18 protein-coding genes are annotated in these 18,610 nt (G+C 69.2%); 9 read left to right on the top strand and 9 right to left on the bottom strand.

The genetic code is table 11. The features are described from left to right. Positions 1 to 86: 86 nt before the first annotated feature. The 7 genes from MCHLDSM_RS13340 to MCHLDSM_RS13310 are packed head-to-tail and all read left to right on the top strand — an operon-like array spanning position 87 to position 5,390. Positions 87 to 2,117 (top strand): prolyl oligopeptidase family serine peptidase, encoded by a 2,031-nt coding sequence (locus tag MCHLDSM_RS13340; protein ID WP_048470509.1) that lies wholly within the window; start codon positions 87 to 89, stop codon positions 2,115 to 2,117. A gap of 1 nt (position 2,118) precedes the next feature. Continuing rightward, on the top strand, positions 2,119 to 2,751 hold the full coding sequence (locus tag MCHLDSM_RS13335) for an LpqN/LpqT family lipoprotein (RefSeq protein WP_048470508.1): 633 nt from the start codon (positions 2,119 to 2,121) through the stop codon (positions 2,749 to 2,751). Then, a complete protein-coding gene (locus MCHLDSM_RS13330) occupies positions 2,748 to 3,065 on the top strand; it encodes a hypothetical protein (RefSeq protein WP_048470507.1) in 318 nt (105 codons plus the stop codon). Before MCHLDSM_RS13335 ends, MCHLDSM_RS13330 begins: the two co-directional genes overlap by 4 nt. Before the next feature lie 47 nt (positions 3,066 to 3,112). Beyond that, a complete protein-coding gene (locus MCHLDSM_RS13325) occupies positions 3,113 to 3,583 on the top strand; it encodes a YkgB family protein (RefSeq protein WP_048470506.1) in 471 nt (156 codons plus the stop codon). A 25-nt stretch (positions 3,584 to 3,608) separates the two neighbouring features. Next, positions 3,609 to 4,244 (top strand): RNA polymerase sigma factor, encoded by a 636-nt coding sequence (locus MCHLDSM_RS13320; protein ID WP_053082984.1) that lies wholly within the window; start codon positions 3,609 to 3,611, stop codon positions 4,242 to 4,244. A 14-nt stretch (positions 4,245 to 4,258) separates the two neighbouring features. Continuing rightward, complete coding sequence (locus MCHLDSM_RS13315; RefSeq protein ID WP_048470504.1) at positions 4,259 to 4,483, top strand: anti-sigma factor family protein; 225 nt, start codon at positions 4,259 to 4,261, stop codon at positions 4,481 to 4,483. A gap of 10 nt (positions 4,484 to 4,493) precedes the next feature. Beyond that, positions 4,494 to 5,390 (top strand): crotonase/enoyl-CoA hydratase family protein, encoded by an 897-nt coding sequence (locus MCHLDSM_RS13310; protein WP_048470503.1) that lies wholly within the window; start codon positions 4,494 to 4,496, stop codon positions 5,388 to 5,390. Here the strand turns inward: MCHLDSM_RS13310 and MCHLDSM_RS13305 are convergent. Further along, entirely contained in the window at positions 5,387 to 7,927 is a 2,541-nt protein-coding gene (locus MCHLDSM_RS13305) for a DEAD/DEAH box helicase (RefSeq protein ID WP_048470502.1), read from the bottom strand. The two genes, MCHLDSM_RS13310 and MCHLDSM_RS13305, sit on opposite strands and share 4 nt — an antisense overlap. Before the next feature lie 178 nt (positions 7,928 to 8,105). On the opposite strand from MCHLDSM_RS13305, the gene MCHLDSM_RS13300 reads away from it, so the two are divergent. Beyond that, positions 8,106 to 10,712 (top strand): helix-turn-helix transcriptional regulator, encoded by a 2,607-nt coding sequence (locus MCHLDSM_RS13300; protein WP_048470501.1) that lies wholly within the window; start codon positions 8,106 to 8,108, stop codon positions 10,710 to 10,712. Here the strand turns inward: MCHLDSM_RS13300 and MCHLDSM_RS13295 are convergent. Continuing rightward, positions 10,700 to 11,107: a nuclear transport factor 2 family protein gene (locus MCHLDSM_RS13295; protein WP_048470689.1), complete on the bottom strand. Its 408-nt coding sequence runs from the start codon at positions 11,105 to 11,107 to the stop codon at positions 10,700 to 10,702. The genes MCHLDSM_RS13300 and MCHLDSM_RS13295 overlap by 13 nt on opposite strands. Positions 11,108 to 11,219: 112 nt before the next feature. On the opposite strand from MCHLDSM_RS13295, the gene MCHLDSM_RS38110 reads away from it, so the two are divergent. Further along, positions 11,220 to 11,375, top strand: a complete 156-nt coding sequence (locus MCHLDSM_RS38110; protein WP_156090888.1) for a hypothetical protein — start codon at positions 11,220 to 11,222, stop codon at positions 11,373 to 11,375. Here the strand turns inward: MCHLDSM_RS38110 and MCHLDSM_RS13290 are convergent. The 7 genes from MCHLDSM_RS13290 to MCHLDSM_RS13260 form a co-directional block, all read right to left on the bottom strand. Then, positions 11,332 to 12,216 (bottom strand): hypothetical protein, encoded by an 885-nt coding sequence (locus MCHLDSM_RS13290; RefSeq protein WP_048470500.1) that lies wholly within the window; start codon positions 12,214 to 12,216, stop codon positions 11,332 to 11,334. The two genes, MCHLDSM_RS38110 and MCHLDSM_RS13290, sit on opposite strands and share 44 nt — an antisense overlap. A 30-nt stretch (positions 12,217 to 12,246) precedes the next feature. Beyond that, complete coding sequence (gene ppk2, locus MCHLDSM_RS13285) at positions 12,247 to 13,044, bottom strand: polyphosphate kinase 2 (protein WP_109788827.1); 798 nt, start codon at positions 13,042 to 13,044, stop codon at positions 12,247 to 12,249. A gap of 123 nt (positions 13,045 to 13,167) precedes the next feature. Beyond that, positions 13,168 to 14,688: an aldehyde dehydrogenase family protein gene (locus tag MCHLDSM_RS13280; RefSeq protein WP_048470498.1), complete on the bottom strand. Its 1,521-nt coding sequence runs from the start codon at positions 14,686 to 14,688 to the stop codon at positions 13,168 to 13,170. A 53-nt stretch (positions 14,689 to 14,741) separates the two neighbouring features. Continuing rightward, positions 14,742 to 15,260: a mycothiol transferase gene (locus MCHLDSM_RS13275; protein WP_048470497.1), complete on the bottom strand. Its 519-nt coding sequence runs from the start codon at positions 15,258 to 15,260 to the stop codon at positions 14,742 to 14,744. A 20-nt stretch (positions 15,261 to 15,280) separates the two neighbouring features. Then, complete coding sequence (locus tag MCHLDSM_RS13270; protein ID WP_053082975.1) at positions 15,281 to 16,639, bottom strand: glycosyltransferase; 1,359 nt, start codon at positions 16,637 to 16,639, stop codon at positions 15,281 to 15,283. After that, positions 16,636 to 17,634: a glycosyltransferase gene (locus tag MCHLDSM_RS13265; RefSeq protein ID WP_048470496.1), complete on the bottom strand. Its 999-nt coding sequence runs from the start codon at positions 17,632 to 17,634 to the stop codon at positions 16,636 to 16,638. The genes MCHLDSM_RS13270 and MCHLDSM_RS13265 overlap by 4 nt, the downstream gene beginning before the upstream one ends. Then, the gene (locus MCHLDSM_RS13260) at positions 17,631 to 18,578 is read right to left on the bottom strand and encodes a WcbI family polysaccharide biosynthesis putative acetyltransferase (RefSeq protein WP_063840627.1); all 948 of its coding nucleotides are present in this window, start codon (positions 18,576 to 18,578) and stop codon (positions 17,631 to 17,633) included. The genes MCHLDSM_RS13265 and MCHLDSM_RS13260 overlap by 4 nt, the downstream gene beginning before the upstream one ends. Positions 18,579 to 18,610: the final 32 nt, after the last annotated feature.

Below are 18,610 nucleotides of genomic sequence, written 5' to 3'. Positions count from 1 at the left end.
GCCCCCGCCGAAATTGCATTCCGGCAGCAGAAGTGCGAGTGAGGACCTGCTGGAATGCAATTTCGGCGCACCCGCAGAATGGGGGCGTGACGAACGCGGAGCAAGCACCGGACCCCTACCTGTGGCTGGAGGAGGTCACCGGCGACGACGCGCTGGCGTGGGTGCGTTCCCACAACGAGCCGACGATCGCCGAACTGGGCGGTGAGCGCTTCGAGCAGATGCGCGCCGAGGCACTGGAGGTGCTCGACACCGATACGCGGATCCCCTACGTGCGGCGTCGCGGCGAGTACCTCTACAACTTCTGGCGCGACGCGTCCAACACCAAGGGTCTGTGGCGGCGCACCACCCTCGAGAGCTACCGCACCGAGACGCCCGAGTGGGACGTCGTCATCGATGTCGACGAGTTGGCGCGCGCCGACGACACCAACTGGGTGTGGGCGGGCGCGGACGTCATCGAACCCGATCACACCCGGGCGCTGGTCAGCCTGTCCCGGGGCGGCTCTGACGCCGCGGTGGTGCGCGAATTCGACATGGCGACGCGGTCTTTCGTCGACGACGGGTTCGAGCTCGCCGAGGCGAAGTCGCAGACCACCTGGGTCGACGAGGACACGCTGCTGGTCGGTACGGACTTCGGGGAGGGGTCGCTCACCGAGTCGGGATATCCGCGGCTGGTCAAGCGCTGGAAGCGCGGTCAGCCGCTCGACGAGGCGGAGACGATCTTCGAGGGCGACCCGGCCGACGTCCTGGTCGCCGCGTCGGTGGACCGCACCCCCGGCTTCGAGCGCACGCTGATCAGCCGCGCCCTGGATTTCTTCAACGAAGAGGTCTACGAGCTGCGCGGCGACGAGCTGATCAGGATCGACACCCCGACCGACGCCAGCATCTCGATCCACCGCACCTGGCTGCTGATCGAGTTGCGCACCGACTGGCACTACAACTACGGGGCGGCGTCGACGACCTACCCCGCAGGCTCCCTGCTGGCCACGGATTACACCGAATTCCTCTGCGGAACAGCCGAACTGACGCCCGTCTTCACCCCCGACGCGCACACCAGCCTGCACCACTACGCCTGGACCCGAGACCGGCTGGTCGTGGTCACCCTCGCCGACGTGGCCAGCCACGTCGAGGTGCTGACCCCCGGCACGTGGACCTCGGAGCCGGTGAGCGGGCTCCCGGACAACACCAACACCGCGATCGTGGCGGCCGATCACCTCGGCGACGAGATCTTCCTGGACTCCTCGGGTTTCGACACCCCGTCGCGGCTGCTGTACGGCGCGGCGGGCGGTCCGCTGAGCGAGATCAAGCGGGCGCCGTCGTTCTTCGATGCCGCCGACCTGTCGGTGAACCAGTACTTCGCGACGTCGGACGACGGCACCGCGATCCCGTACTTCGTGGTGGGCCACCGCCACGCGCACGCCCCCGGACCGACCCTGCTCGGCGGCTACGGCGGCTTCGAGGTGGCCCGCACCCCCGGTTACGACGGGGTGCTGGGGCGGCTGTGGCTGTCCCGCGGCGGCACCTACGTGCTGGCCAACATCCGCGGCGGGGGCGAGTACGGCCCCACCTGGCACACGCAGGCCATGCGGGAGGGCCGGCATCTGGTCGCCGAGGACTTCGCCGCGGTGGCCCGCGACCTCGTCGCGCGCGGCATCACCACCGTCGAACACCTGGGCGCCCAAGGCGGCAGCAACGGCGGCCTGCTGATGGGCATCATGCTCACCCAGTACCCGGAACTGTTCGGTGCACTGGTGTGCAGCGTGCCGCTGCTCGACATGAAGCGCTTCCACCTGCTGCTCGCGGGCGCGTCCTGGGTCGCCGAGTACGGCGACCCCGACGATCCCGACGACTGGGCGTTCATCTCCGAATACTCGCCCTACCAGAACATCTCGGCCGATCGGCGCTACCCGCCGGTGCTGATCACCACGTCGACGCGCGACGACCGCGTGCACCCCGGACATGCCAGGAAGATGACCGCCGCACTGGAGGCCGCCGGGCATCCGGTGCGGTATTACGAGAACATCGAGGGCGGGCACGCCGGCGCAGCGGACAATCCGCAGGTGGCGTTCCGCTCCGCGCTGATCTACGAATTCCTGCTCCGCACACTGGGAGGCAACTGACGTGACGATCACCCGAGCGGGCTGCGCCGCGCTGCTCGCCACCGCGCTGCTGCTCACCGGCTGCGCCCGTGACATCACCGGCACCGCGGTGACCGCCGCCGCCGGTGCCGCCGCGACGGGCGAGGGACAGTGCGCCACGGTGACGGCACCGCTGACCGACGTCGAGCCGAAGAATCCCCGCGAACCGAAACTGCGCGTCCCCGTGCCGTCGGGGTGGGAACGCAACACCGTGATGGACAACCAGATCATCCGGTTCGCGATCGTCGCGCAGGACCTGATCTCCGACCAGTTCGCCCCGAATGCGGTGGTGACCCTCGAGTCGGTGCCCGGCGCTCAGGATCCCGAGAAGGTGTTCGCCCAGAACCGCAACAACCTGACCGCCATGATGGGTGCCTACGACCTGCGTACCGAGAGCAACACCACCTGCGGATTCCCCTCGGAGACAACGCGTTACACCGCTCCCCCGATGGGGCCGGCGCCGCTGCGACCCGTCATCATGCACGCCGTCGTCGCGCAGAGCCAGACCTCGACCTATCTGGCGACGCTGACGGTGCAGACCACCGACGCCGGCAACCCCACGTACATGCGCGACTCCTCGGAGATCGTCGACGGGTTCCAGCTCGTCCTGCCATGACGATCTCGGAGATCCTGCTGATCGCCGGCGCCGCGCTGCTGCTGGCCGGCATCGCCGTGCCCGGCTGGGACACCGCGCGGCTGCCGAGGCGCGCGGTCAAGCGGCGGATCTACTGGTCGGGTACCGCCGCCGGTGTGGTCCTGCTGGTCCTCGGCGGCCTTCCCGACGTGCGGAGTTCGGTCGCCCTGGCGGCAGCGGCGCTGATCCTGATGACCGGGTGGGCCTATTTCCGGACGCCCAACATCAAGATCGGCGGCCGGATCCACTCGGCCGATCCCCCGATGCGCGAACCCGATCCTCCACCGGGCATGTAACGCCCCCGGCTCCTGCGGGCACTACCGGTCAACGGAAAGGAGCCGTCATGACCACCCTCACCCGCCGGCCCGGGCTCACCGCCCTCGAGCACGCCGGTGCGCTGTCAGCCCGGTACGGCCTGGTCGTCGTCATCGCGTGGATCGGCGCGCTGAAGTTCACCGCCTTCGAGGCGGAGGGCATCATGGGGCTGGTCGCCGGCAGCCCGCTGATGAGCTGGGTGTACGACATCATGTCGGTCCGGACGTTCTCCTCGGCGCTGGGCGTGCTGGAGCTCGCGACGGCTGCGCTGATCGCGGTGAAGCCTTGGTGGCCAAGGCTTTCCGCGGTCGGCAGTCTGATCGCCGTCGGGCTGTTCGTCGCCACGCTGAGCTTCCTGTTCACCACGCCGGGTGTGCTGGAGGCCTCGGCGGGATTCGCGGTGCTTTCCTCGACCGGCCAGTTCCTGATCAAAGACGTTGCGTTGCTGGGTATCTCCGTGTGGACGCTCGCCGACGCGCTGCGGGGTTCCCAGGCGTGACATGTCGGGTTACGATCTCGCAGACATGACCGTCACCTCCGCGGAAGAGGCCGACCTGATCGCGGCGCTGCGCGCCCGCGACGAGTCGGCCTTCGCCGCGCTGGTCGACAGGCACACACCCGCCATGCTCCGGGTCGCGCAGGGCTATGTCAGCTCGCGCGAAGTCGCCGAGGACGTCGTGCAGGAGGCGTGGATCGCGCTCCTGAAGGGCATCGACGGTTTCGAGGGTCGATCCTCGCTGCGCAGCTGGCTTTTCACGGTGCTGATCAACATCGCCAAGAAACGCGGCCTGCGCGACCGCAAGGACACCGAGGTGCAGATCGCCGCGTACATCGGCGGCACCGTGAGCCCGGACCGGTTCTGCGACCGCGACGAGCGGTGGTCCGGCCATTGGCGCGACGGGGAGGAGCCCTCACCGTTCCCCGAGTCGCCGGAGGGCTCGGTGCTCGGCGCCGAGCTGATGGCCGTGACCCGGCGTGAGCTCGAGCGACTGCCCGAACGGCAGCGCGTCGTCGTCACGCTGCGCGACGTGCTGGATGTCGACTCGGCGGAGGTGAGTCGACTGCTCGGCATCACGCTGGCGAATCAGCGGGTACTCCTGCACCGCGGGCGGGCGGCGATCCGGCAGGCGCTCGAGGACTACGTGAGGGACGCGACGTGACCGGACAGCGATCGATGAACTGCAACGAGCTCGTGGAGCTGGTCACCGCCTATCTGGACGGGGCCCTCGATCCCGAGGCGCGGGCGCGTTTCGAGGAGCATCTGCACGGCTGCGACGGCTGCGGGAACTACCTGCAGCAGTTCCGCACCACCATGGGAACCTTGAGCGCGATCTGCGAGGACACCGTGGACACCGCCTTCCGGGACCGCCTGCTCGACGCGTTCCACGACTGGCGATAGACCTGCTCAGGTGACCGAGTTCGAGACCATTCTGTACCGAGCGCACGCGCCCGTCGCCACCATCACGCTGAACCGTCCCGAGCGGCTGAACACCATCGTGCCGCCGATGCCCGACGAGATCGAGGCGGCGATCGGGCTGGCCGAGCGCGACCCCGCCGTCAAGGTCATCGTGCTGCGCGGCGCAGGACGCGCGTTCTCGGGCGGCTACGACTTCGGTGGCGGCTTCGAGCACTGGGGTGAGGCGATGAACACCGACGGGCGGTGGGATCCCGGGAAGGATTTCGCGATGGTCAGCGCCCGGGAGACCGGGCCGACGCAGAAGTTCATGGCGATCTGGCGGGCGTCCAAGCCGGTGATCGCGCAGGTGCACGGCTGGTGCGTCGGCGGGGCCAGCGACTACGCCCTGTGCGCCGACCTGGTGATCGCCAGCGACGACGCCGTGATCGGGACCCCCTACGCCCGCATGTGGGGTTCCTACCTGACCGGCATGTGGCTCTACCGGCTGAGCCTGGCCAAGGTGAAGTGGCACTCGCTCACCGGCGAGCCGTTGACCGGAAAGGAAGCTGCCGCAGTCGAATTGATCAACGAGTCGGTACCGTTCGAACGTCTCGAGGCGCGGGTCGCCGACATCGCGGCGAAGCTCGCCACGATTCCGCTGTCGCAGCTGCAGGCCCAGAAGCTGATCGTGAACCAGGCATACGAGAACATGGGCCTGGCGTCGACGCAGACCCTCGGCGGCATCCTCGACGGCCTGATGCGCAACACCCCCGACGCGCTGGACTTCATCGGCACCGCGGCCACCGACGGGGTGCGCGCGGCGGTCGAACGCCGCGACGGCCCGTGGGGCGACTACAGCCAGGCCCCGCCGGAGCGCCGGCCCGACCCGAACCACGTGATCGAGCCCTAGTCCATCCGTCCCACGTCCACCACGCGCAGCACCGCAACGCCCTCCTCGTCGGACGCTGCGAGATCGACCTCCACGTCGATACCCCAGTCGTGGTCACCGGCCGGGTCGTCGAGGATCTGACGCACTCGCCAGATCTCGGCCTCGCGCTCGATGATCAGCAGGGCAGGGCCGCGCGCGTCGGGGCCGATACCGACGTCGTCGTGCTCGTCGAAGTACGCGTCGCCGGCGTCCTGCCAGCGCTGCGCCGTCCAGCCCGATCCGCCGTCCAGCGCGCCCAACTCGTCGTAGCGTTCCCGCGCGAACAGTTCCACGCGCCGGAACAGCGCGTTGCGGACCATCGCGGTGAACGCGCGCTCGTTGCCGGTCAGCGGCCGCGGCCGCACCGGCACGGCCACCGGAGCGTCCAGCGGCTGATCCGGACTGGTCAGTTGCTCCCACTCGTCGAGCAGACTCGAATCCACTTGGCGCACAAGCTCGGCCAGCCACTCGGTGATGTCGGTGAGCTCCTCGGTCCGCGCCGCGGTGGGCACGCCGGAGCGCAACGCCTTGACCGCGTCGGACAGGTAGCGCAGCACCGCCCCCTCCGACCGGGTCAATCCGTAGACGCTGACGTACTCCCGGAAGGTGAACGCCCCCTCCCACATCTCGCGCACCACCGACTTGGGCGAGAGCGCTCCGTCGGCCGCCCACGGATTGGACTGCAGATAGATCTCGAAGACCCCGGTCAGCAGATCGTCCAGCGGCTTGGGATAGGTCACGTCGTCGAGCAGTTCGATGCGCTCGTCGTACTCGATGCCCTCGGCCTTCATCGCCGCCACCGCTTCCCCCCTGGCCTTCTTCAGCTGGGCGGTCAGGATCTGCCGCGGGTCCTCCAGCGTCGCCTCGATCACCGAGACCACATCGCGCGCATAGCTTTCCGCGGTCCGATCGAGGACGTCGATCGTCGCGAGGGCGAACGTCGACAGTGGCTGGTTCAGCGCGAAATCCGGCGGCAGGTCGACGGTCAGCCGGTAGCGCCGCCCGTCGGGCTCGGGTTCGGGCAGCCGCTCGACGACCCCCGCCTGCAGCAGGGAGCGCGCGATCCCGACCGCCTCGCGGATCAGTCGCAGCTGACGCTTGCGGGGTTCGTGGTTGTCGGTCAGGAGTCGGCGCATCGCGGCGAACGGGTCACCGGGACGGTCCACCACGTCGAGGATCATCGCGGTGAACACCCGCATGTTGCTCGTGAGCGGCTCGGGTGCGGCGTCGACCAGGCGTGTCATCGTCTTCTCGCTCCACGGCACCATGCCCTCGGGGACCTTGCGCCGCACCAGTTTCCGACGTTTCTTCGGGTCGTCGGCCACCTTGGCGAACTGCTTGAGGTTCTCCACTTCGTGCTCGGGCGCCTGCACCACGACGGTGCCGGCCGTGTCGTATCCGGCCCGTCCCGCCCGTCCGGCGATCTGGTGGAATTCGCGCGCGGTGAGCAGCCGGGTTCGGGTGCCGTCGTACTTCGACAGCGCGGTGAACACCACCGTGCGGATCGGCACGTTGATGCCGACTCCGAGGGTGTCGGTACCGCAGATGACCTTCAGCAGGCCGGCCTGGGCGAGCTGTTCCACCAGCCGCCGGTACTTGGGCAGCATGCCGGCGTGGTGCACCCCGATGCCGTGCCGCACCAGCCGCGACAACGTCGACCCGAAAGCCGATGAGAAGCGGAACGCCCCGAGATGTTCGGCGATCGCGGCCTTTTCGTCCTTGGTGCTGACGTTGACGCTCATCAGCGCCTGCGCCCGCTCCAGCGCCGAGGCCTGGGTGAAATGCACGATGTAGATCGGCGCCTGGCGGGTGTCGAGCAGATCGCCGATGGTCTCGTGCATCGGCGTGGTGGCATACGAGTAGAACAGCGGGACCGGACGCTCGGCGTGGGCCACCAGTGCGGTCGGCCGCCCGGTGCGCCGGGTGAGATCCTCCCGAAGGAACGTGACGTCGCCCAGCGTCGCCGACATCAGGAGGAACTGAGCGCGCGGCAACTCGAGCAGCGGCACCTGCCAGGCCCAGCCGCGGTCGGGGTCGCCGTAGAAGTGGAACTCGTCCATCACGACCACGCCGATGTCGGACTCGGCGCCTTCGCGCAGCGCCGTGTTCGCCAGCACCTCGGCGGTGCACACGATGATCGGGGCGTGCGCGTTGACCGCGGCGTCGCCGGTCAGCATGCCGACGTTGTCGGCGCCGAAGACGCCGCACAACGCGAAGAACTTCTCGCTCACCAGCGCCTTGATCGGCGCGGTGTAGTAACTGCGCCGGCCGGCCGCCAGCGCCGCGTACTGGGCGCCCGTCGCGACCAGGGACTTGCCCGAACCCGTCGGTGTCGCCAGCACGACGTTGGCGCCGCTGACGAATTCGATCAGCGCCTCCTCCTGCGCCGGATACAGCAGGGTGCCGGCGGCGTCGGCCCACTCGGCGAACGCGGTGAACAGCGCGTCGGGGTCCGCGCCGGCGGCGCGGAGCGCGGTCAGGTCACTCAGGTCGTCGAGCAGCGGTCGGGCAGTCGTCATGGTGACACCAGACTGCCCGATCGGCCCTCGGAACGCGCCAGTCAGGCCGAGATGTCGAATTCCGCAGGGAGCGCCGCTGGCACCCGCCCTCGGTAGCCCGGTACTGCAATATTCGCAGTGCCGGCCAAGATCAGCTGATACGCCCTCGACAGCGGTGCTGCGCTCCTACGCTTGCCAGGTGCGGTTGACATGGCCGCTCACAGGGCGCACGCAGGAAACGCGGCTCATCGAAGCCGCGCTGCTCGATCCCGGTTCCGCCGGGATCGTGGTCAGCGGCGCAGCCGGGGTCGGAAAGAGCCGGATCGTGCGAGAGACGCTCAACGCCTTCGCGGCGCGTGGCTGGTTGATGCGCTGGGTGGTAGGGACGTCGGCGGCACGCAACCTCCCCTTCGGTGCCCTGACACCCTGGACGGCGACAAGCGGCGACGACAGCCTGGAGCTCGTTCACGGTGTCATCGAGGCGCTGACGTCGTCTGAGGCGCCGGTGCTCGTTGCGGTCGATGACGTGCCGTTGCTCGACGACCTGTCGGCCGTGGTCGTGCACCAGATCATTCACCGCCGGCTCGCGAAGATCGTGCTGACGATGCGCACCGGCGAACCGGTCAGCGATGCGACGCGTGAACTCTGGAAGGGCGGCGACTTCGACTGGCTGGACATCGCACCGCTCAGACCGGAAGACACCGAGCGGCTGGTGCGCCTCGCCGTCGGGGGTCCGGTCGATGGCGTTGCGGCGCAGCGCTTGTGGACGCTGACCGAGGGCAACCCGTTGTATCTGCGGTTGATCGTGGAACAGGAGGTCGCCGACGGACGGCTCGCCTACGACAACGGCGTATGGACATGGACCGGTGATCCCGTGGTTCCTCCGGGTCTGGTCGAGCTCGTCGAAGCGCGGACGGGCGGGCTGCCCGAGGCCGTCAGCGACGTCGTCGACGTGCTCGCCGTCGGCGAGCCCCTCGAACTCAGGTCACTGACCCGGATCGCCGGCGCCGAGGCCGTCGAGGAGGCAGACAGGCGTGGCCTGATCTCCTGCGAATCGGCCGATGGCTGCATGCATGTCCGTCTGGCTCATCCGCTGTACGGCGAGGTGCGCCGCCGCCGTGCCGCTCAGACCACATTGCGCCGCCTCCGAGGCGTCGTCGCCTCCGAACTGGCCGCGACCGAATCGCGGGACGACGTCCATGCCGTGGTCCGCCGGGCGGCCCTGAGCGTCGACTCCGATCTCGAACACGACGTCAACTTGCTGCTCGACGCAGCACGCGGGGCAGCCTGGATGCTCGATCTGCCTCTGGCCAACCGGCTGGCCGAGGCCGCGATCGCCGCCGGCGGGCGGGTCGAGGCGAGCCTGATCCGCGCCTTCGTGCTGTCCTGGGCCGGCAAGGGCGCCGCCGCAGAGGCCGTGCTCGCCGACGTCGACACAGGCGCCCTCACCGCTGTGGAGCAGGCACGGGTGACCTTCCTGCGGGCGGTCAATTTGTTCTTCACACTCGCCGACCCCGACGCCGCCAACGCTCTCGTCGACCGCACCACGGGCGCTGAACCGCCGGAGCGGCATTGCTTCGACGCCTTCCGGTGTGTGGCCGCGGCGGCGCTGGGCGATCCGCACGCCGCTCGTGCGCTCGCGCGGTCCTTCGACGCGAGTCTGCTGCCCGATCACCTCGAGCGCCGGCTGACGGCATGGGCGGTGACGGTTGCCTGCGGGGAAGCAGGTGCCGCAGCGGAGGCGGTGGCCGTCGCGAGTGCGGGCTATCCCATTCCGGTGCGGGCGTTCATCGTCATCTCCGACGCCCACATCAACGCACTGCTGCTGGCGGGTGACACGGCCGGGGCCCAGGAGGTCGCGCAGATGATGCGGGGGCGCGCCATGGCCTCGCGGAGCACTCCGTTCGGACAGATCGCCGACGCTGTGACCGGGCTGGCCGAGCTGGGCGGAGGTCATCTCGACCAGGCGTGCACGAATCTGTCCACCGCATTGCATCGCGTCACCGCATGGAACACCGCAACCGGCTTCCGCTACCGGTACGAGATCCTGCTCACCACTGCGCTCGCGATGCGCGGACACACCCACGACGCGCTCGTGGCGCAGGCTGCGATGGAAGCCGACCGCCATCCCGGGTGGCGGTACCTCGACTACACGCGCGCGATCGCCGCCGGATGGGTCGCCGGAGCGCAGGGTGCGGTCAGCGAAGCGATCTCGATGGTCCGGAAGGCGGCCGAGGATGCCGGTGCTCGCGGTCAATACGCGGCCGAGGTGATGTGTCTGCAGACGGCGACCCAGTTCGGTGATGCGTCCACCGCCGACCGTCTTCATGAGCTGCAGACTCGTGTCGAGGGTCCGCGTGTCGGCATCGCGGCGCACTTCGCTGATGCCCTGGGTTGCTCAGACGGCCGCGAACTCGAGCTGATATCACGACAATTCGAAGAGATCGGCGACCTGATCGCTGCCACCGACGCGGCGGCGCACGCCGCGATCTGCTTCCGCGCCAGGAGCTTGCGCGGTTCCTCATTGCGGTGTTCGCTGCGCGCCGACGCCCTGGCAGAGGCCTGCGGCGGGGCCCGGACCCCAGCACTCCGACGATGCACCGACCACCTGCCGTTGACCACTCGCGAACGCGAGATCGTGATGCTCCTCGGGACTTCGGCATCCAACCGCGACATCGCCTCCCGACTCAAGGTGTCCGTGCGCACGGTCGAGAGCCACATCTACAACGCCATGGCCAAGACCGGCGCGATGAGCCGGGAGGAACTCGGGGCACTGCTTCCCTGTGGCAACGGTCAGCTCAGCTGAGCGATCACCGACGCCCCGTCGATCCAGACGTTCTCCCGGCTGATCAGCCCATCCCGGAACTCGAACACGTGGAGCATGCGGAACGTGATGCGCCTGCCCCTGCCCGGCACGCCGAGCATCGAGCCGGTCACCGTTCCGGTCATGTCCTGTTCGAGGATCATCGCGTCGTCCGTGACGAAACGGCGTCGTTCCGACCACGTCTCGGCCAGGAAGTTCGCGGTCAGCTGAACGTAGAAATCCCGGGCACCGGCCTTCGAATGGTGCAGCCCGTCGGGGAATCCGACGACGTCGTGCTCGACGTCGTCCGTATAGACCGCGAGCGCCCCGTCGACGTCCCCGCGACCCTCGGCCTCGAGGTGGCGGTCGATGAGCGCCCGCATTTCGCGCTCCTTCATGTACTCAGGGATAGCACCGCACGGCACCGCGAAAATCAGTACTGCACTACTGACGTCTCCCCGGTTGACGCACGCGACGATTTTCTGCAGGTCGAACAAAAGGGGGACCATCATGACGATCCACATGCCGCATCCGGTATCGGCACTGACGCACTGGCGGGAGCACCACCCCCGGCACGTCAAGTCCGACTGGGACGTCCATCTGCACCCGCACCATCAGGCGTTCATCGAGAATGCGGCGATGGCGCGGATGATGGACCACCTGTAGTCCGGCGCAGGCCGGCGCCCAGGGCCGCCCCGACCGCTCCGAGCAGGACCAGGGCGACCCCGGCGATCAGCGAGTAGTTCAGCCACTGGTGGGCACTGCCTTCGGCGGTGCCCACCATCACCTCGGCGACGGTCCGGATGTCGCCGGTGGTGCGGTTCAGCGCCGCGTCGACGAAGCGGCGTCCCATCTCGATACCGGCCCAGCCGGCGGCACCGACCAGCAGGGCCGACACTCCGAGCGCGGTGAGCGCCCGGCCCCGCGAGCGCGCGGCGGCCAGGGTGAGCAGGGCCAACACGGCGGTCAGCACGGCCGTCGCGATACTCACCCACGGACCCCAGGTCGCCAGCGGCCGCAGCTTCCCCGGCCGCAGATCCGGCGAGTCCACGGTGATCGGCACGGTCAGCGCGTCGGGTACGGCCAGGTCGAGGTTGCCCAGTGTGGCGTCGAACGAGGGGTCCGACAGCATCGGCGCGACGTCGATCAGCCACTGATCGGTGGAATTGCCGGCCGGCACCGCGCCGGTGAACATCCACCGGTGCGCGATCCGGTTGGCCTGCGCGAACTGCCCGGGAAAGCCGGAGTTACGGGTGTAGGAGTCGGCGACCGTGCGGACCAACTGCGGGTTGAGGGTGTAGCCCTTGTCGGCGCCCAGCGACAGCACCTGGGTGGTCAGTTCACCGGCCATGGCGTCCTGCAGGCGGGGGTCCCCCGCGGCCCGCGCGGCGAGCGCGGCGTAGCCGTCTTCGTCGACGATGTGCAGCTGCGCCCACACAGCAGGCACCGCCGCCGCCAACGCGACGGTGGTGAGCAGCCACAGCATCAGCGCGGCGAGAAAGCGCACGGATGCGTCCTCCTGTCAGGACGCGTGTGGTCAGTCGCCCAGCGCGCGTCCCACGATGAGCGGGTCGGGCCTGCCGACCACCTCGTGGTCCTTGTTGTCGTAGTCGAACTTACTCAGCACGTAGCGCATCGCGTTGATGCGGGCGCGCTTCTTGTCGTTGCTCTTGACCACCGTCCAGGGCGCGATCTCGGTGTCGGTCCAGGCGAACATGTCCTCTTTGGCCGCGGTGTAGTCGTCCCACTTGTCCAGCGACGCCAGGTCGGTGGGCGAGAGCTTCCACTGCCGCACCGGGTCCACCTGGCGGATCGTGAACCGGGTGCGCTGCTCGGACGGCGAGACCGAGAACCACAGCTTGGTCAGGCTGACGCCGTCGTTGACCAGCATCTGCTCAAACAATGGCGCCTGACGGATGAACTCGGCGTGCTGCTTGGGTGTGCAGAACCCCATCACCCGCTCCACGCCGGCGCGGTTGTACCAGGACCGGTCGAAGAGCACGATCTCACCGGCCGACGGCAGGTGCTCCACGTACCGCTGGAAATACCACTGCGTCCGTTCCTTCTCGGTGGGCTTCTCCAGGGCGACGACGCGTGCCCCGCGTGGGTTGAGATGCTCCATGAAGCGCTTGATCGTGCCGCCCTTGCCGGCGGCGTCGCGTCCCTCGAACACGATCACGTGCCGGTGGCCGTGGGCCTGGCTCCACTTCTGCAGCTTGAGCAGTTCGATCTGCAGCAGCCGCTTCTGCTCCTCGTAGTCCTCGCGCTTCATCCGCTCGTCGTACGGATAGTTCTCGCGCCAGGTGTCGACGATCTCGCCGCTGGGATGCAACATCAGGACGGGGTCGTCATCGTCGTCGTCGACGACGTGGAAGCCGGAGAGGTCCAGAGCAGTCACGCGCAGAAGTTATCGAGCCCCGCGGACGGGAACGTGACGCGTGGGTGAACGGCCGGTGGATTACTTGGCGATGCGCTTGGGCCTGATCAAGGCCAGCTTGGTCATCATCGTGTTCATCCGCTTCAACGCGCGCTGGGAGTTGTTGTAGTAGTTGCCGCCGGCGCCGACGTTGGTCCGGGGAGCGACCACCGTCTCGATGCGGCAGTACTTGCGCAGACCCTCCGGGCCGCCGAAACGCGCCCCGATGCCCGAGGTCTTCCAGCCGCCCATCGGGGCGGTGGTGCACATCAGATTGGAGATCACGTCGTTGATGTTCACGCCACCGCAATCGAGTTGCAGCGCAATCTTTTTGGCGCGCTCGATGTCACGGGAGAACACCGCGGCCGACAGTCCGTAGGGGCTGTCGTTGGCCAACCGCACCGCCTCTTCGACCGAGGTCACCTTCATGATGGGCAGCGTCGGACCGAACGTCTCCTCGGTCATGCACGCCATCGAGTGGTCGACGTCGACGAGCACGGTCGGCTCGTAGAAGCTGCCCGAACCGACGCCCCGCTTGCCGCCGGTCAGCGCCCGGGCACCCTTGGCGAGCGCGTCGGCGACGTGGCGTTCGGTGACGGCGACCTGGCTGTCGTCGATCATCGCGCCGAAATGGTGGCCGTCACCGGCGCCCATCGCGAGGTTCTCGACGTCGCGCACGACGGCCGCGACGAACTGGTCGTAGACCGGTTCGAGCACGTAGACCCGCTCCACGGACACGCACGTCTGGCCCGCGTTGAACATCGCGCCCCACACCGCGGCATGAGCGGCGAGGTCGACGTCGGCGTCCTCGAGCACGATCATCGGATCCTTGCCGCCGAGTTCCAGGCTCACGGGGGTGAGCCGGCGCGCGGCCCGCTCGGCCACCTTCGCGCCCGTCGCGCTGGACCCGGTGAACTGGATGTAGTCGCTGACGTCGATGACCGCCTCGGACACCTCCCGCGCGCCCTGGGCCAGCGCGAGAACCTCCGGTGCGCCGGAGTCGAGCCAACCGCGCATGAGCAGTTCGGCGGTCAGCGGCGTGCGCTCGGATGGTTTGAGCAGCACCGCGCAGCCGGCCGCGAGCGCACCGATGGCGTCCATCAGGGCGTTGGCCACCGGATAGTTCCACGGCGCGATGATCCCGACGACCGGGCGCGGTCGGTAGTGCACCTCGATCTTCTTGATCGACAGGAACGGCAGTGCCGCGGGGCGCTTGTCCGGCGCGAGCGCCTTCTCCATGGTGCGGATGTAGTAGGAGGCGATCATCAGGATCAGCGGCACCTCCTGCGCCGCGTCCGTGGCGGATTTGCCGGTCTCCTTGATCAGCAACTCTTCGATCTCTGCGCGGTGCTTCCCGAGCCACACCGCGTAGCGCGCCAGCACCTTCGCGCGGCCCGCGGCGCCGCGCGCCTCCCACTCGCGTTGCGCCTCCCGCAGCCCGGCCGCGATGCGGGTCACGTCTGCGGGGTCGGTCCAGCGCACCTGACCTGCGGGCGCGCCGGTCGCCGGGTTGGTGATGGTGCCGGTGCCGGTGAACGGCTTGACGTCGGAAGTCGCAGTCATGACCCCACTCTAACCAGCCGTGTGACGCAGGTCGCACCCGGGGTTGACACGTGTCAAGTCGTCGGAGCGATGCCCCGGATGTACGCGGCCTGGCCCAGGTGCTGGGCGGCGTCGTCGATGATGCTGACCAGCCGGGCGCTCGCCGTCACCGGCGGCGTCCACCGCTCGTCGATGACCCGGGCCAGTTCGTCGGCCGATACCGACGCGACGTAGGACAGCGACTCACGGTGCACCGCGTGGTAGTAGCCGCCGAGCAGGTCGGCCGACGCGCGCACCTTGGCGACCTCCTCGGGGGTGTGGCCGTAGCCGTGGGCGTCGCGCGGCAGGTCGAGACCGAACCGGTCGACCCAACCCTCCCGGAACCAGACCTGCTCGAGACCGGCGATGTCGCACAGCTGCGCGTCCTGGATGCGGGCGCTGTGCCAGAGCAGCCAGGCGATCGTGTTCGCCTCCGGTGTCGGCCGGTAGTACGCGACGCCGTCGGTGAGGCCGTCGGTCAGGTCGTCCGCGTGCTCGATCAGGCGGGTGAACGAGTCGCGCAGGAGTTCTCGGGCAGCATCGATATCAGCCATGTGGCCCAAGCTACGCCGAGTCACCACGCCAGGTCCGCCTCGCGGTCCACCTCCGTCATGCCGAACTCCTCCCCGGAGCAGTGCTCGACGGCGCCGAACGCGACGGCCCCGGGATCAGCCAGCCGGACCGGTCCCTGCGTCCACCGCCGCAACCGGTTCACCGCCCACGAGGAATGGCACGCGACGACCGACGTGCCCCCGTGGACGTGCACCGCGGCCACGTCGGGCGCCGCACAGCGGCGCACGAGTTCGGCGACCCCGGACGCCGGCAGCGCGGGCCGACCGGTCACCGAGACGAGGAACCGGCAGCTGCGCCGGATGCGGTCCGGCACCGGGCCGACCCGGATCCGATCGTCCTGCAGGTGGGCCCGCTCGAACAGCGCCTGCGCCTGCCGCCCGGTGAGCCAGATGCCGACGTCGTTTGCGAGGAACCCGCGCACCGTGGCGACGAGCGATCCCAGCCCGTGCGCGTCCGCGTCGAGTTCCACTGCTACATCGGGGATGTCGTAGCGCAACCCGTGGCTGCGAGCGGCCGGATCGGTGACCAGCCGGGCCAGCGCGAGAGCCTCGGCGTTCTTGGCGGCGGCGCGGTCGGGTACGTCGCGCCCGGCCCAGTCGGGACCGTTGTGCCACGCCACCGCCCGACGCGCGTGGTGCAGAACCGCCCCACACGCCACGGCGCGGTGGGCGAACTCCCAATCCTCGCCGCCATACCGGTCGAAGGTTTCGTCGAAGCCGCCGCAATAGGTGAAAAGCTCACGGCTGCAACACATCACCGAACTGATCACGAATCGGTAGGCACCATTGTCGGCGACGGCGAGGTCTGCGGTGCGCGCGTAGGCGTCGGTCAGCCAGCGCGGTTCCTCCAACACCGCCGGCGCCGACTCACCCGCCCACCATCGCGAGAGATCGGCCGCCGACCAACCGGCGAGATCGGCGTGGCGGCGGCGCCCGACGACCAGAGCGTCCGGAAGCATCGACGGCAGCCGCGAGATCTCGCGCAGGTAGCCGGGTTCGGGCACGGTGTCCGCGTCGAGAAAGCACAGGATCTCTGCCTCGGTGGCCGCGGCGCCGAGGTTGCGCGCCGCGGCGGCACGGAAGCCGCGGTCCTCCTGCCTGACCACGGTGCACGTCAACGACGACGCCGAGGTGTCGGGCGGCTCTCGCGATCCGTCGTCGGCAACCGCGACTTCGATGAGGTGAGCCGGATAGTCCTGGGCGTCAAGGCCTGCCAGCACACGGTTGAGATCGTCCTGCTGTTCGAAGAACGGGATGACCACCGCGACGCTCGCGAGTCTGCCGGCCCTGCCGTCGAGCAGGTCCCAGTGATTGCCGGGCACACACACCCGGCCGTCGGTCAGCGGGAACGGTCCGTTCATCGGTGCCAACGCTGGAAGAAGCGGTGGTAGGCGAACGCGGTGTCGGCGTCGGTGGGCCGCGGCACCGAATCCTCGGGCAGCCAGGTGGATTCAGGCTTCTCGAGTGCGAGCGCGAGTGCTGTTCGCAGACCGTGCCCGGTGTCGGGATACAACGTCAGCATGCCCGGATTGCGCTCCTCGACCTCGCGGGTGTAGCGGTTGGTCGGCGCGAGCGGACGCCGTGATGCCGAGAGCCAGGAGCCGAGCGAGCCGGACGCCGACACGTGGGTGTGGGCGACGACGGGAACGGCGATCCGCTGCAGCGCCTCGGTCAGCAGATCATCGGGGACATGCCCCGTCACGTGGAACCGCCGGCCGAGCAGCCGCGCCCGTGCCGTGAGATCCGCCACCAGATCCTGGTGCCCCGAGGAGGTTTCGCCGATGGCGTGCACCTCGACATCGGGGGGCAGGTCTGCCGTCGCCGCGATGACCTCCTCGTGCCCCTTGCCGGGGTAGAGGAAGCCGAAGACCCCGACCTCCCGCGGCTCCGCGGGCCGGACGTGTGCGGGCGCCCGCTGCCCGATCGGCAGCGGGATCACCGCCACAGGGCCGACGTCGACGCCGAGGTCGCGCAACAACTCCCGTTCGTGTGCGCTGCTGACAGCCACACCGGCGGAGCGCGCGACGACGTCGGCGTACGCCGCTGCGCGGCGCGCGAAGTTCTGACCGTCCGACGGTTGCGGTAGATCATGCAGCGTCACGGTCAGCCGGGATCCGGTGCGCCGGGCCAGAGCCGCCAGCACACCAGCCGCGGCCTGCGGGCTGTCGCCGAAGAGCCGATCGGTGAACTGCAGATGCAGTGCGCCGCCATCCAGGGCGCGGCTGAGCTCGGCTGTCCCCGGATGCCACACCTGCCGCAGCGGAAGACCGCAGGACTGCAGGGAGTCGTGAAGCGCGAGCCCGAAGCGCACCACCCCGTGGTGGCGCGGACCGACCAGGGCCTGGGTGACGGTCATGATCGGCCCGAACGGGACAGCAGGCCAAGCAGATCCATGACGATTCCGTGACGTTCCACGGCGAGGTCGGCGAAGTCGGGGTTGGACCGGTACCACTGCAGCTGCGCGGCGTGCACTTCCTGCGGCGAGACGGTGCGCCCGTCACAGCGCCAGTCGGGTCGCGCCGTCCCGGCGAGCCCCAGAGCCTCGATCACGCGCGCCTCCAGCGGAGCGGTGACCGCGGACAGCAGCACAGCGTCGACCGCCGCGACCGCCAGCGGCACATCGAGCCGGTCCAGAATGCGTTGAGCGAGCGCTTCCAGCAAAGGGTTTCCCGGGTGATTGACGGTGTGTGCCACGTCCACGCCGAACGTCGCGAGCAGATCCGCGACGCCGACGTCGCAATCCCGGTCCTCCCGACGGGCGAGTTCGTCCCGGCTGAAGGCGGCCACCGCCCTGATCTGATCGGCGCTGACGTCGACATTCCAAGGGTCCTCGGGCGACCGCCCGTCCCGCGCCGCGGTCACTGTCCGCAGGTCGTGATAGGGCACCACCGGCGGGTTCAGCGACCGGTCGGCGGGACGGCGGACGATCGCCTGAAAGGGGTAGAGACCCGCATAGCGGATCACCGGCCAGCGAACGCACACTGCCCCGGGTGCGAGGCGCTCGACGAGTTGACCGGTGCCCAGCGGGAGATCGCGATAGTCGGGCCGGATCGGCTGACTCAACAGCACTGACGTCCGCGCGAGAAGGGCGTCCAGATAAGGCAGGTCGCGGGCCGTGAGCTCGTGCACCGGCGGGATGCGCGCCGTCCGGTACGGCCGGCCCGGCACGGCGTCGAGGACCCGCCTCAACGCCTCGGCCTGGCAGTTGCCGACCACCAACCACAGCGGGGAGTCCGACCCACCGGCGGGCGGTGAGTAGAAGTCGCGGTAGTGCCGCGTACGGCCGTCAAGGGGGTCCACTGCCGCGAGGTTACTTGTCGCCGATGCGTGGT

It is taken from the genome of Mycolicibacterium chlorophenolicum, assembly GCF_001044235.1.
GTDB classification, from domain to species: domain Bacteria; phylum Actinomycetota; class Actinomycetes; order Mycobacteriales; family Mycobacteriaceae; genus Mycobacterium; species Mycobacterium chlorophenolicum.
Note: the sequence above shows the minus strand (reverse complement) of the source record. Positions and strands in the feature narration are given on the sequence as shown.